Below are 14,987 nucleotides of genomic sequence, written 5' to 3'. Positions count from 1 at the left end.
ATTTGAAACAATTGGGCCATGGCGGGTAACGACAACTTCGAAGTCAACCGTTTCACCATCTTTCACTTTAATCGGTTCGTTACGAACTTCAGCCTGTTCCCATTTTCCTTCATATTTGAATTGTGTTGGGTTCTCAGGATTTGGTGTTTCGATATAAAGATCTTGAACGTCAGGGCCAACGTTCGTTACACCCCAAGCGATTTCGTCGTTATGTCCCAAAWTAATGCCTGGTATTCCCGCAAAGATGACACCGCTTACATTTTGCTCTGGTGACTGGAGATGCATCTGATACCAAATGGACGGCGTGCTTAATCCTAAATGCGGATCGTCCGCAAGCAATGGAAGGCCCGACTTTGTTTTATCACCGGAAACCACCCAGTTATTGCTACCATTGAATTCGTTAGGAATAACAGTAGGGTCAAATTGACCTGCAACTGTTACTTGGTTCTCTAAATTTGCTGCAATAATCGCCGGTTTATCTTCTGGATATGTAATGAATAACTCACGAGCTTTATCTTCAGGATAGTTCCCCAGTGCCCAGTGGCGAACAGCTAAACTCGACCAATTTCCGCCAAGATCATACGCCATGAATTTTCCGATTGTTAAAGAATCTACTTCTGTCCAAGACTCAGGCTCATATCCCAGTAATTTAAACTCAAATGACAGTTTGCCTTGCTCGCTCGCCTGTTCCATGTACGCATTCACGCCCTCTGCATACCAAGAGAGCACTTGCTTTGCGTCTTCGTCATATCCAGCCCAAGAATCTTTTGCAGCTTCTCTCAAACTGAACGTACGGAAGAACTGGTCTGTTGTTACCGCTGTTGCACCCACCACTTCGGATAAACGACCGCTAGCTTGCCGTCGCGCTAAATCCATTTGAAACATGCGATCCTGTGCTTGCACGAATCCTTGGGCCCGATATAAATCCGCATCACTTTTCGCGCTGATATGAGGTACCCCTTGTTCATCACGGGTAACCGTYACTTCCTTGTCCAGTACATCCACTGCCATGTTCCCTTCAATTTGCGGTTCAGATTTACTGAGGTAGGCATTCAAAAAAATGACTACGGCTAAAAGAATCAGTGCTATGCCGCCGACAATCCAAGCAATCCACTTTCCTATCTTTCTCTTCCTCTTCACTTCTTTCTCCCCCTGATACTTTCTTACTATATTATTTCGACTGAGACCAAAAAAGTCCTTTCAAATAAAAACAAGTGGACATGACCTGTCACAGTCCATTCCACTTGTAGTATTTCAATAATTCTTCGCACAGATTGTCTCTTTAGTTTAACGGAATGAAAGAAGCCTCTAATCCCAATGGAATTAGAGGCTTCTTCATTTATTCATTTTCGCCTACAATTTTCACTTCAAGATCTAATTCGATACCGAATTGTTCTTTTACTTTCTCTTTGACCATTTCAATTGTTTGGATATAGTCAGTAGCAGTGGCATTGTTTTTATTTACAATAAAGCCTGCATGTTTCGTCGACACTTCAGCTCCACCAAATCCTTTGCCTTGCAACTCGCAATCCTGAATAAGTTTCCCAGCGAAATAACCTGGAGGACGTTTAAACACACTTCCTGCTGAAGGATATTCCAAAGGTTGTTTAGATTCACGTAAATGTGTCAAATCCGCTATTTTCGCATCAATGGTCAGTTGATCTCCACTAACTAAGTCAAATTCTGCAGATAATACATAATAGCCTTTTTTCGTAATCACACTCATGCGATAATCCAACTCAAGCTCATCTTTCGATAAGACCAGCTTTTCCCCTTCATGAGTCAATACAGTACACTGGAAAATAACATCTTTTATCTCTCCACCGTATGCGCCCGCATTCATGGCCATTGCACCACCGACTGAACCTGGGATACCACACGCAAATTCGAGACCTGATAAGGTTTCTTTTGCTGCCGCTTTAGATACATCAATGATATCAGCACCGCTTTGAGCATATACACGCGTACCATCAATTTTTATTTCATTTAACTTAGACAAATTCAAGACAATTCCACGTACTCCACCATCTCGGACCACCATATTGGATCCATTCCCTAGCAAAAGCATGGGTATCTGTTGTTGATGGGAATATGACACAACAAAAATTGCTTCTTCTTCGGTAGTCGGAGATACAAATAAATCGGCCCGGCCACCCATTTTTGTCATCGTGTGCAAGTAAAGTGGTTCATCTATTTTTACACATTCGTGTGAAATTTTTTCTGTTAAATCGTCAAACCAACGCTGTTTAGTCATGAAAAGCCAAATCCTTTCCCTTAACTCTTTCCATTACATAGTATGCGTATTGGCGATCTATTTGACAAGTAATTTTAAGATAACCATACTTTTGACCACTGTTCGATGTTGGCAATTGCATCTTTCAGCCCTTTTCCTTTATCTGTCAAAGAATATTCAACTTTCACAGGTACTTCGGCAAAAACATGTCTCTTAACTAATCCTTCTTTTTCAAGTTCTTTCAAGCGTTCGGAAAGAAGACGTCCGCTAACCGGCAAAGCTGATTCAATTTCGTTGAATCGCTGAGGACCTTCTAATAATTGATATAAAATCAAGCCAGTCCATCTTTTCCCGATGAGTTCCATCGCTTTTGATAAACGTGGGCATAATGTAGTTTCTTTCATTGAAATCACCTCTATAGTTAGTCATTATAACGTAAATAAAAACCCACGTAAACCATACAGTAATTTAATTACCTTTTAATAGCAGGTTACTTTTAACAACTTGATTTTAGAGGGATAAATATTGTCGTTTATTAAAAAAAATAATTATCTTTAATTCGAGATATTTTAATTAAGAACTATTGACATCGAGATATCACCTGCATATAGTAGTTTATAGAAAACAAAAAACAACATGGAGGAATAAAAAATGAAAAATTGGAATGTCGACGCAGCTCACTCAAGTATTGGATTTTCTGTAAAACATATGATGGTATCAAAAGTACGTGGAAATTTCGGTGATTTCGGTGCAACTGTAGTAGCGAATGAAGCAGATTTAACTAATGCAAATATTGCATTCAATATCAATGTGGCAAGTATTAATACAGGTAACGAAGATCGTGACAATCACCTTCGTTCAGGTGATTTTTTCAATGCTGAAGAGTTTCCGGAAATCAAATTTGTGGCTAACAATATCTCGAAAAATGGCGACGAATATGAAATTGCTGGAGATTTAACGATTAAAGACATCACGAAACCGGTTGTCTTTGAAGCTGAATACGAGGGTAAAGGCACAAACCCATGGGGCCAAGAAGTRGTTGGATTCACAGCTGAAACGAAAATCAACCGTGAAGATTTTGGTTTGACATGGAACCAAGCGCTTGAAACTGGCGGTGTATTAGTAGGAAAAGACATTAAAATCACTGTAGAACTTGAAGCAAATCCTGCTTAATTGAAGATGAAAAGCACCACTCTAACTCGACGCCGGCTCTGGAAGGTTGATTTGAAAGCCTTCTTTGTGCGAGTTTGCGCTTGGAACTAGACATGAGATAACGTAGAAAAATTCTAATTCAAAAGAATGCAAAAGGAACTTCTCTTCATTCGAGAGAAGTTCCTTTTTTAATGCAGCCATGTTTGTTTTCGCAATTCAATTGCAAGCTCCGCCACTACGGCTTGGCTGATTAGAAAACCTTGGATTTTTTGAGCACCCATATTTTTCAATAAATCGAGCTGTTCGAGTGTTTCTACACCCTCCATAACGGTAGTCATCCCAAGATTTCGAGCAATGTCCAAAATCCCTTGTAAAATCACCAGTGATTTGTCTTCTTCTAGTTCCATTTTCACGATAAAGGATCGGTCTACTTTTAGTTGTTGGATAGGTAAGATTTTTAATATTGATAAAGAAGAATAGCCGGTTCCAAAATCATCCAGTGCTGTTTTGACACCTAAATTGTTTAACTCGGTCAAAATTTGATTGGCTAGTTCACTATTTTGTACTGCCACGGTTTCCGTAATTTCAAAAATTAATCGCTGTGCAGATATGTTAGCTTCGTGAATAATGGATTTTACATCATGTAAAAAATCGGGATGCATCATTTGCCTGACGGAGATATTGACAGCCACTTGAAAATCTTCGTGTCCTTCCGCTTCCCAACGATTCAGTTGTGCCGTCACTTGGCGCAAAATCCATTTTCCTACAGGAATAATCAAATCGCTTTCTTCCAATAAAGGAATGAATTCCACAGGGGACACTTGTCCAATAGTTGGAGACTTCCACCTCAACAAAGCTTCATAGCTCGTTATGTTTTTCGTAGATAAATCATAAACCGGCTGATAGACCATGAAAAATTCATTGTTGGCTAACGCATGAACCACATTGTTAGCAATCAAACGAACACGCTCATTTTGATTGGCAAGTTCCTGAGAGAAGAAGACAAAACGGTTTCCGCCTTGTTTTTTTGCTTCTTGTACTGCAAATGTTGAATCTTGCATCATTAGATCTGGCCAGTCACCTAATTGAGACTTACGAATCCCGACACTGAATGTTACCCACATACTTTCCGTTGAAGATAATTCGATGGGCACTTCCATTAATTTTACTAGTTCAAGTCCCCTGGTTCGTAATTCTTCTTCCGAATGAGCGGGTACAAGCAGAACAAATTCGTCTCCGCCAACTCTGTACAACTCATTCTTGCCGGCAAATGCCTGGATTTTTCGACTTGTCTCAAATAGCACTCTATCACCCAACTGATAGCCATTTCGTTCATTTATATCTTTAAATCGATCTAAATTGATAAAGTACAAGGTGAACCTTTTAAAATTCTGTGGGTTCAATCCTTTTTTTAAACGTTCTTCTAACACTACCCGATTTGGCAAATTCGTTAATAAATCACGTTTCAACATGTTTTCTTCACGTTGTTCATTACGTTTCAAATAATAGAGAATGCTACAAAGAAAGATAATTGCTAATACTACAATCATCGTATTACGCCAAAAAATGGACGAAATTTGCTGAACAGTCTTCTCTTTATAGGAGTCAACTACAAATGTCCAACCGCCACTAGTATGCTGATACATAACATAATGTGCTTTATTCTCGTCTATTATGATGGTCCCTTGTCCCGTTGCGTTGATTTGGGACAGGACTTGAGATCCATTAGGTACAGCTGTTTCAAAATCATGATTGGAATTAGAGAAAATCACTTGATTCTCTCTAAATAAAAATAATGTCCCCGGTAAGTTTGAATCTGATGCGATCGCACCAACTAGATTGCCCATATTGAATACTCCAGAGAGTACGCCAATGATATTGCCGTCTTGGAATACAGGAATTCGGACTGCACTTACCAACTGTGTGGAATCTTGATAGTAAGGAAATAATTCACTAAAGACCAGCTCCCCCTGCAAAGCACGATCAAAAGATTCTTGTTGATTCACTTTAAAACGAGAACCATCTCCCGCCAACACTTCCCCTTCAGGAGTTATGAAACCTAGTGAAGAAAAAAACGGCATTTTTTCACGCTGATTCTTCAGAAACTGAACGATGTCTTCTTCTGTTTTAAGTAACGCTATGTAATCAGCTATCAACTCAAGCTCGGCTACACGTTCATTTGAGAACTTATTTGTTTCATCTGTAAAGTTATCAAGTAATAAACGATTTTCTTTTTTTACAGTTTCTTGGACAAACTCTTTTGAAGATTTATAATTAAAAATAGTTAAGGTAACAACTGTCAATAAAATGATAACCAACAAAAAATAAGCTTGTACTTGTCTATTTGACACATTGTCACCTCCCATATCTATCCCAATCCATTCGTTTCCCAAATGTTGTATATAAATTCCAAATGTATGCAATATTCATCTCCTACATTATTGTCGATTAATGTCGGAAGATAGTCAATGTTTCTCTGATAGATTAGTATTAAAATTGGGTATTACTAACTAATTTTAATGATACGAAGGGACGACATACACTTTGAAGATTGAAAGTTCATCATCCACACAATTTTTCCAATTGATTCGTTCACTCAAATGGCCTATAGGCATAACTATTTTCGCGGTTATTTTGGCCTTGGCTGAAACGATAACCGGATTAGTCATTCCCTTAGTTACAAAAAACTTAGTCGACTCTCTTACTACAGCTATTTTCGATTGGCGTTTAATTACCTTGTTATTTGGTGTCTTTATTCTGCAAGCTATTGCCGGTGGAGTTTCATACTAGGCCAAGGATTATCATAAGAAAAGCTGTTCTTCTCTATTTCAGGGAAGAACAGCTTTTTGTTATTTTTTCAATGTCATGGTCACTTCACCTTTACCGTCTGAAGCTTTAATCACTGCATACGCTCCATTGACGAAAGTCATCTGCGGCGGCRCATGACCGATATCAGCATTATAGATAATAGGTAAGTTTGTCGATTCTGCCAACCTTTCCATTGCATCAAGCGTGGTGAATCCCCCAACCTCCTGACCTGCTGGTGTGCGTCCAAAAACGATTCCGGATGCATAATCAAACCAATCCGTTTGCTGCATTTGCATTAGCGTACGGTGGAAATCTGTTGCGGACATATCACAGTTCTCAAGGAACCACACGATTGGTTCATTTGCCAAGTATGTTTGCTGGAACGTTTTCACGTCTCCGTAAGGTGTACCGATTAAATGGCGAATGGTATCCATGCAACCACCGAGAAGGCGGCCTTTCATTTCTACCGGCCGATTGTAAACTGTTTCCCACTTCGTCTCAGTATCAAGATTAAAAACGTACGGTTTTGGTTGTCTATCATGAGACCATTCAGATTGATAGTTGAGAGAAGAAGCTTGATGGATGATTGCTCCTTCTTCAGCAGATAGGACATCCAAAAATCTACTCGTAGTTGGATCCCATTCGTCACTTCTCACGTCGACGAAGTTCGTTCCGTGTGCGGTTGCAATACCCGTTTTCAATGTCAATGCGAACTACAGAGTACTTGTATCCGAATAGCCAAGAATCCATTTTGGTTGTGCTTGCTCCCACTCAATAAGCGGCAAAATCTCCTGTAGGATTTCCCCTCCCCATGGAGGGATAATTGCGTGGATATCTTTGTTTTGAAGCATCGCATTCAGTTCTTTCGCTCGCTTTTCTTTCGTTGCTGAAGCGGCTTTATGCTGTGTCCACACCGTTTCTCCGATTTCTATATTATAGCCTCGATTTTCAAACTGTTTCTGGCTCTGATGAATCAAGTGGTGAAGTATTTCTTCAACGCCGGAGGAAGGAGCAGTGAATCCTATAGTCTGTCCTGGTTGAAGAGCATTTGGATAGCGAATCATGGTTGTCACCCTCTTTGTAATATTGAAACTATTTTACTCGTAATACGTATCATTTACTACAGGGGGTTTGTAAATTATGGATTCATTTATGTTTTCTGGAMTCGGAACAGGCATTTTCTTTACATTTTTCATTCTCATTTTCACTTTAGTAATCGGGACTTTTATTTTTGTCATAATCAAAGGAATATCTCAATGGTCGAAAAACAATCAATCACCTGTATTGACCGTACCAGCTGAAGTCGTAACGAAACGCACTGAAACTTCCGGCGGTCATGGAGATTCGTCTGCAAGCACGTGGTATTACGTGACGTTTCAAGTACAAAGTGGAGATCGAATGGAACTGGGCGTTGATGGCTCCCAGTTTGGGTTACTAGCCGAAGAAGACTTGGGGATGCTCACTTTTCAAGGATCGCGGTTTAAAGGGTTTGAGCGAAAGAAAAAAGAAGAGTAAAAAGAAAAGGATTGGACACAATGTGCCCAATCCTTTTTGCATGTTAAACTGTTACTGTCGCCAAACGAGTTGCCACAGCTTTCACTTCAGCCATTCCATCTGCAATAATTTGTTCTGCACGGTCTGGATATTGATTGTGCCCTTCAATAATGACTTCTTCAATATTAGTAATACCGAAGAAATTCATGATCATACGCACATAGTTGACGCTCATTTCAGATGGTGCCATTTCTGGTGTCGAGTAAACACCACCACGTGCATTTAAAATAATGACTTTTTTATGCGGTACTAAACCAACTGGTCCATTTTCACTAAAGCTGAATGTTACACCCGCACGGTAAATGTAATCAATGAACGTTTGTAATGGAGCTGGAATCGTTTTATTCCATAGTGGGAATGCGAATACCACAACATCCGCATCCAAAAAAGCATCCATTGCTTTATTTGCTGCAGTCAAAATACGTTGTTCAAGATCGTTCAACGGTTCAGCTTGAGCTGATTTTGCCATCGCATCAAAGAAATCCTGACCGAAATAAGGCATATCTTCCTTAAATACATCAAATGTGTTGATGTTCAATTCTTTTGCATTAGTCACTTCATTTAAAAATACATCGTGCATTTTACTTGAAACGCCTTCTGTAGAAGGACGGTTATTTGCTTTTACTACTAAAACATTCATATGGAAGATCTCCTTTTATTAGAAAGTTATATATCTTAAAATTATTTATCTTTAATTCGAGATATGATGCAATTTTAAAGGAGAGCATTAGAGAAGTCAAAAACTCTGCTCTCCATTTTTCAGATTTCACAATTGTCATCTTTGCATATGCCCACATTGTCTTGTCCCAATTGTTGAAGCTTGGTAGAAATACCTTCTTCTTCTGCTACTTTTCTTAACGCTTCGGCAAATGCTTCAGTAGGTTGAGCTCCGGAAATTGCATATTTTCGGTTGATGACGAAAAACGGCACGCCTTGCACACCAAGGGACATACCTTCCTGGATATCTTGATTCACTTCAGCCTCGTATGCATTCGAGGATAATATTTCAGCAGCTTGCTTACGATCTAAGCCGATCTCCTCTGCTAAATTTAACAGTACTTCATGTCGGCCGATTTCTTGTGCTTCAATGAAGTATGCTTTAAGCAAACGTTCGCTTACTTCAGCCGGTTTGCCTTGTGCCTCCGCCCATTTCGCCAAACGATGAGCATCGAACGTATTGGCTTCATTAATACGATCAAAATCATATGTCAAGCCTACCGTTTGTGCTTGTTGACTAACCGAAGCTGTCATTTGTTTCGCCGCTTCAGGAGTCGTCTGATACTTCTCGGCAAGCATTTCATATGTCGACTTGTCCGAGATCGCTGGCGAATTTGGATCCAGTTCATACGCTTTGAATTGAACATCGATATTGTGAGCCAACCCGGTAGTAGCGATTGCTTCTTCCATCCGACGCTTTCCTATATAACAGAATGGACATACATAGTCCGACCATACTTCAATTTTCATTCCATTCACCTCATGGTTATTGTAGTGCGTTTGGATAGGCACTGCAATTTTTCTGCTCGCCCGAACTTATGGTGCGGTTCTTTTTGTTAATGTGCTAAAGTGTTTCTTAAAGGAGTGTTTTTGACCATGATTTTACGGGAAATTGTTCGAAAACGTCGTACGGTACAAGATCAATACCCATTCAACCTTCCTCTTATCGAGGCATTTGAATCCCTCAAGTTCACCCATCCCGTTACCATACTTGCAGGTGATAACGGCTCCGGGAAAACAACGTTGCTTGAAGGTATTGCGGCAGCAAGTGATAGCATCCTGATTAGCGGTGAATATATGGAGCAAGATAAGTCGTTTTCACACGCTTATGAACTGGCTGATGAGCTCAAATTGATTTGGTCCGTACGAACCCGCAATGGTTTTTTCTTCAGGGCATCCGATTTCATTACCTATACAAGAGAGCTCGCCAATATGCGGGAAGAAGCGCGAATTGCCATCCAAGAAATTAAAAAACGGAATCCTCATAGCCTTGAAGTATTGCCCTACGCACGTACATATTCTGAGCTTCGCCACTTATATGGTCAGGGTCTGGATAAAAGGTCGCACGGAGAAAGTTTTCTTGATTTGTTCCAAGCAAGATTCAAACCTAATGGCTTTTATATTTTGGATGAGCCTGAAGCACCTTTATCGCCAAATAAACAACTTACATTCCTAGCCTTATTACATGACATGGTGAAAGATGGTGCCCAGTTCCTTATTTCAACACATTCTCCAATTGTCATGGCGTATCCAGGGGCCACAATACTCGAAATTAACGAAAATGAACTGACACCCACAACTTTTAATGAAGTGGAGCATGTTCGTTTGACAGCAGATTTCCTGAAAGAACCGAATCGATATTTACGTCATCTTCTGGAACTTTAGTATGACTACAGAGTCAACGCATGGATAGTTTTCTGACGTTCTTGCCCAAGAGTCAGACTGAACAACCATTTATCTTTCTCGCAATTTAAAAGCCGATTCCCTTAAGGAATCGGCTTTTATACTTTTCTTATTCACTTAATGCTTCTGTTAATACAGGAACAACTTGTTTTTTACGTGATACAACACCTTTTAATAGAGCAACGTTATTGATGAAGGGAACGCCAAAAGCTTTTTCTGCTTTTTCAGCTTGTGCTCCTAAAGCCAAGGCAACTGAATCGTTGTTTAAAATATCTGTGACAACGAAGAAGAACAAGTTAAGTTCTTTTTCAGCAATTTTACGGTAAATTAAATCTTCCAATTCTGCTTGGCGGCTCATTACATCATTGACATCAACTGCATTTACTTGTGCGATTTCTACTTTGTATTTACCCATACCGAATTCTTTTGCATCGAGTGTAAGTAAATCTTCAAGTGTCTTGTCGCTTAAATCTGCTCCAGCCTTCAACATCGCCAAACCGTACTCTTCTGCATTTACGCCTGCAAGTACTTCAAGTTCTTTTGCTGCCGCAATATCTTGAACGGTACAAGTTGGTGATTTAAATAGCAATGAATCTGAAATGATTGCTGATAGCATCATGCCCGCAATGTTTGGTGGAATTTCCACACCATTTTCTTTAAACAGTTTATTTAAAATCGTAGCTGTACATCCAACCGGTTCTGCACGGAAATACAATGGGTCTGCTGTTTCAAAGTTCGCAATACGGTGATGATCAACAACTTCGATTACTTGAACATCATCAATATCATCTACACTTTGTTGTTTTTCGTTATGATCGACTAAAATGACTTGTTTTACATCTGGTGATGCTTTCTCAATTAAAAGCGGTGCTTCAAAACCAAACTTGTCCAAAGCAAATGCAGTTTCATTTTGTACATCGCCAAGACGGACCGCTACTGCGTCCATGCCTAATTCACGCTTCAAATGAGCGTAAACGATCGCCGAGCAAATTGAATCTGTATCTGGGTTTTTATGTCCTAGTACATATACCTTTTCCATGTGTATCCTCCAATAATTCAAACTTCACGTTTTTTATTTTATCATACCTATTTCGTAAACAAAATGGCTCCAATCTCTTCTTTATTGACTAGTAAATCTTGCAAGGTGTAGCCATCCAAAACAGCTAGGTACGCCACCATTGCTTCACGCAATACTCTTCTCAATTTGCAAACGGGGGTGATGATACATTGGTTTGTTGCACAGTTGAAACATTCTACTAAATAAAAATCGTCTTCTGWTTTTCTTACGACTTTTCCAATATTTATGGATTCAGGATGGAGAGCCAGACGTATTCCGCCTCCCCGCCCCCGGATTGTTTCTATATATCCGTGTTTTCCTAACTCATATGTGACTTTCATTAAATGATTTTTTGATATTCCATAGGCAGTTGAAATTTCCTGTATGGTCGATAGTTCCGATTTTCCTTTCGCCCCCACATACATCAAGACGCGGAGGGAAAAATCGGTATACATTGTCATTCGCATTATTTCACCGCTCTTTCTTCCTACATCATTATAGCTATTATGTCTTTTCCGTGAAAGAAATGTGTCTGAAATATTAAAGATGTATTTTATATATTGCTTTAAGAAACAGGCAGGCGTATGGTGAAAGTATCAAATGATGAAGGGTAGGAAACAAACATGTTATCTTCTCAAACAATCGCTATCGTAAAATCAACTGTCCCAGTTCTAGCTGAGCACGGTCAGAATATTACCACTGTTTTTTACAAAAATTTATTCTCTGCACATCCAGAGTTGCTGAACATATTTAATCATGCCAATCAAAAACAAGGACGCCAACAAACAGCTCTTGCCAATACTGTTTATGCAGCGGCACAACATATCGACAATTTAGCTGTCCTTCTTCCGGCAGTCAAACAAATTGCACATAAACACCGTTCACTAGGTGTAAAAGCGGAACACTATCCGATTGTAGGAGCACATCTATTAGGTGCAATTAAAGAAGTGTTGGGTGATGCAGCGACTGACGACATCATTAATGCTTGGGGAGAAGCTTACGGCGTTATTGCAGATGTATTCATTCAAGTCGAAAATGAAATGTATGTAGAAGCGGCTACACAATCCAATGGTTGGAATGAGTTCAAAGATTTTGTCATCGTAGATAAAGTAAAAGAAAGCGATATTATTACTTCCTTCTATTTAAAACCGGCTGACGGTTCAGCTGTCACTACGTACCAACCTGGTCAATACATTACGGTGCGTTTATCCATTCCGGGTGAAACATATATGTTTAATCGTCAATACAGTCTGTCACAAGCACCAGGGAATGAAACATTCCGTATTTCCGTGAAAAAGGAAAGTGAAATGAATCCAAATGGTAAAGTATCTTGTTACCTGCACAACACTGTTGAAATCGGAGATCAAATTGAAGTAAGTGCTCCGGCGGGGGATTTCTATTTAAACGTCGAYAGCTCACAACCTGTCACTTTAATCAGTGGTGGAGTAGGCATTACGCCAATGATGAGTATGTTGCAGACGATTTCAAAAAACTCACCAAGTCGTCCTGTTTCTTTCCTACATGGAGCGAGAAATATGTCATTACATGCATTTGACAAGGAAGTTCATACATTACTATCCGTGATGGAAGATACGACTTATGCCACACAGTATTCCGATAATAATCAACTCATCACAAAAGAGTTCTTAGCGGAAAATGTACTTGCAAAGAGTGATATTTACGTTTGCGGTCCAGTACCATTCATGAAAGCAGTCGTGAATAGCCTTTATGAGTTAGGCTTCTCTGAAGAAAATGTACACTTCGAATTTTTCGGGCCGGCAGTTACTATGGAACCAGCTCACGCATAAAACAAAAGGCAATGTTTAACTTTTACGGTTGATTTTAATAAAAGAAGGAATCTGTGCCCTTTCCGCAGACGCCCCACAAGTATGTGGTTATCATACTTGTTGGCTCATGCGGAACGTGCGGCAAGAGCAAATGTACGATAATATACCGTTAAACAGAACCAAAAAAACAAAGCTATCACCAAACTGCGGTGATAGCTTTGTTTTTTTGTATAGCAGAAATGAAATCAATGGACAGTTCATTGAATCTTTCCGGTTGATCGATATTGCAGACATGACCAGAATCTTTAATCTTAATTAGTTTAAATTCATCATTCCGTCTCACCAATTCTTCAACCGGCGGTATAAACAAGTAATCTTCTTCCCCCATTAAAAATAGAGTCGGAATGGCATTCGTTTTCATTTGAAGCCTTGTTAAATAGGGATTGATCAGCTTGGTTAACGAAAACCATTTGATAAATTCTTTTTGACACATCTTTTTTGCTTGGTTAACGAAAACGAGTCGGGATTCTTCATGTCTTTTCTTTGGCATGATAATCCAGGCAAACAATTTATACAACAGCATATATGGGATGAAGCGCTTCGTCACACGTCCGGTCCAAAGTAAAAGCTTAGTTCGGATATCTAGGCGGATAACGGCCCCTCCTAAAATCAGCGATGAGATTCTCTCAGGGAAACGTTCAGCCATTGTTTGGGCAACGATTGTCCCAAGTGACATGCCAATCACATGTGTTTGTTCAATATTCAATTCATCAAGAACATCTTTCACTTCTTCGGCAATATGGGCAAATGAATCGCCTTTTTTCCAACGGCCGCGAGCTGATTTACCATGACCCCTAAGATCAATTAATAAGATGTTGTGTTCTTTTCTGAATTCCCGTATTTGTTTATACCATATGGAAGAACTTCCTCCTGCGCCGTGAACAAATGACACCCACGGTGCATCAGAAGAAACGATGTATGTTTTATAGTGAAGCACTGCATTCAAACTCCTCTAGCAATCTCTTTCCTCTATTAAACCATCGTACACTTCTCCCATTCAACAGATTCGTGTATTTTAATATGTCCACATGCACCATTTTCCGATATCAACGAAGCCAATTCGCTTATAGATTGCACCTGCAGCGGGGTTGTCATAAAACAGACACAACATTTTATTTTCTTCTAGCAGCTCTCTACAAAGCTTGGACATACAGTAAGTTGCGAGCCCTTTCTTCTGATAGTCAGGCAATGTCCCTACCCCTACAATCATGGCAGACTGACTATTTTCAGCTGTACTTGAAGCTGAACTTACAATGACTCCATTATTTTTGATTAAGTATGCACGGGCCAGACCTTTTTCCAGTGATTCTCGTTTATTCTCAACGCTGTAATTGCCTTCTGAAAACTCTGGGATTGCTTTCATTTGCGCGATGATTGCACGGGCATCATCCGCTTGAGCTTTTTCCAAGTTGACGTCAGCAGGAATTGCAGGCAGGTGTTCTACCGTCTCACATTTTGCATAATAGAGAACGCGAGGTTTTTTAGGTTGAGTTTTTATGTAAGGCGCTAATTGATTCACCATTTCTTCAATTCCCGATAAATAGCTGAAGGATAAATCTTTATTAATAATATTGGCAAATCCTTCTGCATCGAAAGCAGCTGGTGCATACACAATAAAGTTTTGATCGTATTTTAATAAAACGCCTCTTAGATCCCCTTTTTCATTAAAGTCACCCCAAAGCGTCTGAATGTTTGAATGGAATCCATGCCCTTCAATATCCCCAATAATAAAAACATTCTCTGCAGGTTTTTGACCTACGAAATCCATCGTTATTTGACGATCGGCTTCAATCAATTTTCTAATCATTTATATCACTCACTCCTTAGGACTTTAGATACTGTTTAAAAACAGGGATATTATAAATTTCAATATTTTTTTACATTTTATAGGCGATATTTTATTTTTTTAGTGATATAGTATGAATATAGTATGAAT

Annotated in this window: 15 protein-coding genes and 1 pseudogene; 5 read left to right on the top strand and 11 right to left on the bottom strand. The window is 39.5% G+C overall.

Annotation, left to right across the window (positions count from 1 at the left end):
• The 3 genes from AC1DSB_RS05305 to AC1DSB_RS05295 all read right to left on the bottom strand — a co-directional run.
• On the bottom strand, positions 1-1,140 hold a 1,140-nt coding region (locus tag AC1DSB_RS05305; RefSeq protein ID WP_477586002.1), incomplete at its 3' end, for a penicillin acylase family protein.
• A 199-nt stretch (positions 1,141-1,339) separates the two neighbouring features.
• Positions 1,340-2,254 (bottom strand): UDP-N-acetylmuramate dehydrogenase, encoded by a 915-nt coding sequence (gene murB / locus AC1DSB_RS05300; RefSeq protein WP_016429702.1) that lies wholly within the window; start codon positions 2,252-2,254, stop codon positions 1,340-1,342.
• 74 nt (positions 2,255-2,328) lie between these two features.
• Positions 2,329-2,637, bottom strand: a complete 309-nt coding sequence (locus AC1DSB_RS05295; RefSeq protein ID WP_016429701.1) for a winged helix-turn-helix transcriptional regulator — start codon at positions 2,635-2,637, stop codon at positions 2,329-2,331.
• Positions 2,638-2,884: 247 nt separating this feature from the next.
• Between AC1DSB_RS05295 and AC1DSB_RS05290 the strand changes: the two genes are divergently transcribed.
• Complete coding sequence (locus tag AC1DSB_RS05290; RefSeq protein WP_477530949.1) at positions 2,885-3,406, top strand: YceI family protein; 522 nt, start codon at positions 2,885-2,887, stop codon at positions 3,404-3,406.
• Positions 3,407-3,573: 167 nt separating this feature from the next.
• On the opposite strand, the gene AC1DSB_RS05285 is transcribed toward AC1DSB_RS05290, so the two are convergent.
• Positions 3,574-5,736 (bottom strand): bifunctional diguanylate cyclase/phosphodiesterase, encoded by a 2,163-nt coding sequence (locus tag AC1DSB_RS05285; RefSeq protein ID WP_477530948.1) that lies wholly within the window; start codon positions 5,734-5,736, stop codon positions 3,574-3,576.
• A gap of 193 nt (positions 5,737-5,929) precedes the next feature.
• Here AC1DSB_RS05285 and AC1DSB_RS05280 point away from each other — a divergent pair, with 193 nt between their 5' ends.
• Positions 5,930-6,175: a hypothetical protein gene (locus AC1DSB_RS05280; RefSeq protein WP_477530947.1), complete on the top strand. Its 246-nt coding sequence runs from the start codon at positions 5,930-5,932 to the stop codon at positions 6,173-6,175.
• Positions 6,176-6,234: 59 nt separating this feature from the next.
• Here AC1DSB_RS05280 and AC1DSB_RS05275 read toward each other — a convergent pair.
• A pseudogene (locus tag AC1DSB_RS05275) lies at positions 6,235-7,257 on the bottom strand (S66 family peptidase).
• Between the two features lie 76 nt (positions 7,258-7,333).
• Here AC1DSB_RS05275 and AC1DSB_RS05270 point away from each other — a divergent pair.
• Positions 7,334-7,708, top strand: coding sequence for a DUF2500 domain-containing protein (locus tag AC1DSB_RS05270; RefSeq protein ID WP_477586000.1), 375 nt, complete (start codon positions 7,334-7,336; stop codon positions 7,706-7,708).
• Positions 7,709-7,751: 43 nt separating this feature from the next.
• Here the strand turns inward: AC1DSB_RS05270 and AC1DSB_RS05265 are convergent, their stop codons facing one another.
• Complete coding sequence (locus AC1DSB_RS05265) at positions 7,752-8,387, bottom strand: FMN-dependent NADH-azoreductase (RefSeq protein ID WP_477530945.1); 636 nt, start codon at positions 8,385-8,387, stop codon at positions 7,752-7,754.
• Between the two features lie 119 nt (positions 8,388-8,506).
• Positions 8,507-9,214, bottom strand: coding sequence for a DsbA family oxidoreductase (locus AC1DSB_RS05260; protein WP_477530944.1), 708 nt, complete (start codon positions 9,212-9,214; stop codon positions 8,507-8,509).
• Between the two features lie 126 nt (positions 9,215-9,340).
• Between AC1DSB_RS05260 and AC1DSB_RS05255 the strand changes: the two genes are divergently transcribed.
• Positions 9,341-10,129, top strand: a complete 789-nt coding sequence (locus AC1DSB_RS05255) for an AAA family ATPase (RefSeq protein ID WP_477530943.1) — start codon at positions 9,341-9,343, stop codon at positions 10,127-10,129.
• Between the two features lie 127 nt (positions 10,130-10,256).
• On the opposite strand, the gene AC1DSB_RS05250 is transcribed toward AC1DSB_RS05255, so the two are convergent.
• Positions 10,257-11,186 (bottom strand): manganese-dependent inorganic pyrophosphatase, encoded by a 930-nt coding sequence (locus tag AC1DSB_RS05250; protein ID WP_477530942.1) that lies wholly within the window; start codon positions 11,184-11,186, stop codon positions 10,257-10,259.
• Positions 11,187-11,233: 47 nt separating this feature from the next.
• A complete protein-coding gene (locus tag AC1DSB_RS05245; protein ID WP_477585998.1) occupies positions 11,234-11,671 on the bottom strand; it encodes an RrF2 family transcriptional regulator in 438 nt (145 codons plus the stop codon).
• A gap of 156 nt (positions 11,672-11,827) precedes the next feature.
• Here AC1DSB_RS05245 and hmpA point away from each other — a divergent pair, with 156 nt between their 5' ends.
• Positions 11,828-13,012, top strand: coding sequence for an NO-inducible flavohemoprotein (hmpA, locus tag AC1DSB_RS05240; protein WP_477530941.1), 1,185 nt, complete (start codon positions 11,828-11,830; stop codon positions 13,010-13,012).
• A gap of 175 nt (positions 13,013-13,187) precedes the next feature.
• On the opposite strand, the gene AC1DSB_RS05235 is transcribed toward hmpA, so the two are convergent.
• Complete coding sequence (locus AC1DSB_RS05235; RefSeq protein WP_477530940.1) at positions 13,188-13,988, bottom strand: alpha/beta fold hydrolase; 801 nt, start codon at positions 13,986-13,988, stop codon at positions 13,188-13,190.
• A 78-nt stretch (positions 13,989-14,066) separates the two neighbouring features.
• Entirely contained in the window at positions 14,067-14,858 is a 792-nt protein-coding gene (locus tag AC1DSB_RS05230; protein WP_477530939.1) for a GNAT family N-acetyltransferase, read from the bottom strand.
• Between the last annotated feature and the right edge of the window lie 129 nt (positions 14,859-14,987).

This window comes from Paenisporosarcina sp. P4_E4_2 (assembly GCF_056401595.1).
Note: the sequence above shows the minus strand (reverse complement) of the source record. Positions and strands in the feature narration are given on the sequence as shown.

What these genes read in the sequence shown, in the direction of transcription:
- AC1DSB_RS05255 (WP_477530943.1), top strand. Translation starts at nt 9,341, where the DNA reads ATGATTTTACGGGAAATTGTTCGAAAACGTCGTACGGTACAAGATCAA.
- AC1DSB_RS05295 (WP_016429701.1), bottom strand. Translation starts at nt 2,637, where the DNA reads ATGAAAGAAACTACATTATGCCCACGTTTATCAAAAGCGATGGAACTC.
- AC1DSB_RS05230 (WP_477530939.1), bottom strand. Translation starts at nt 14,858, where the DNA reads ATGATTAGAAAATTGATTGAAGCCGATCGTCAAATAACGATGGATTTC.
- murB (WP_016429702.1), bottom strand. Translation starts at nt 2,254, where the DNA reads ATGACTAAACAGCGTTGGTTTGACGATTTAACAGAAAAAATTTCACAC.
- AC1DSB_RS05265 (WP_477530945.1), bottom strand. Translation starts at nt 8,387, where the DNA reads ATGAATGTTTTAGTAGTAAAAGCAAATAACCGTCCTTCTACAGAAGGC.
- AC1DSB_RS05250 (WP_477530942.1), bottom strand. Translation starts at nt 11,186, where the DNA reads ATGGAAAAGGTATATGTACTAGGACATAAAAACCCAGATACAGATTCA.
- AC1DSB_RS05260 (WP_477530944.1), bottom strand. Translation starts at nt 9,214, where the DNA reads ATGAAAATTGAAGTATGGTCGGACTATGTATGTCCATTCTGTTATATA.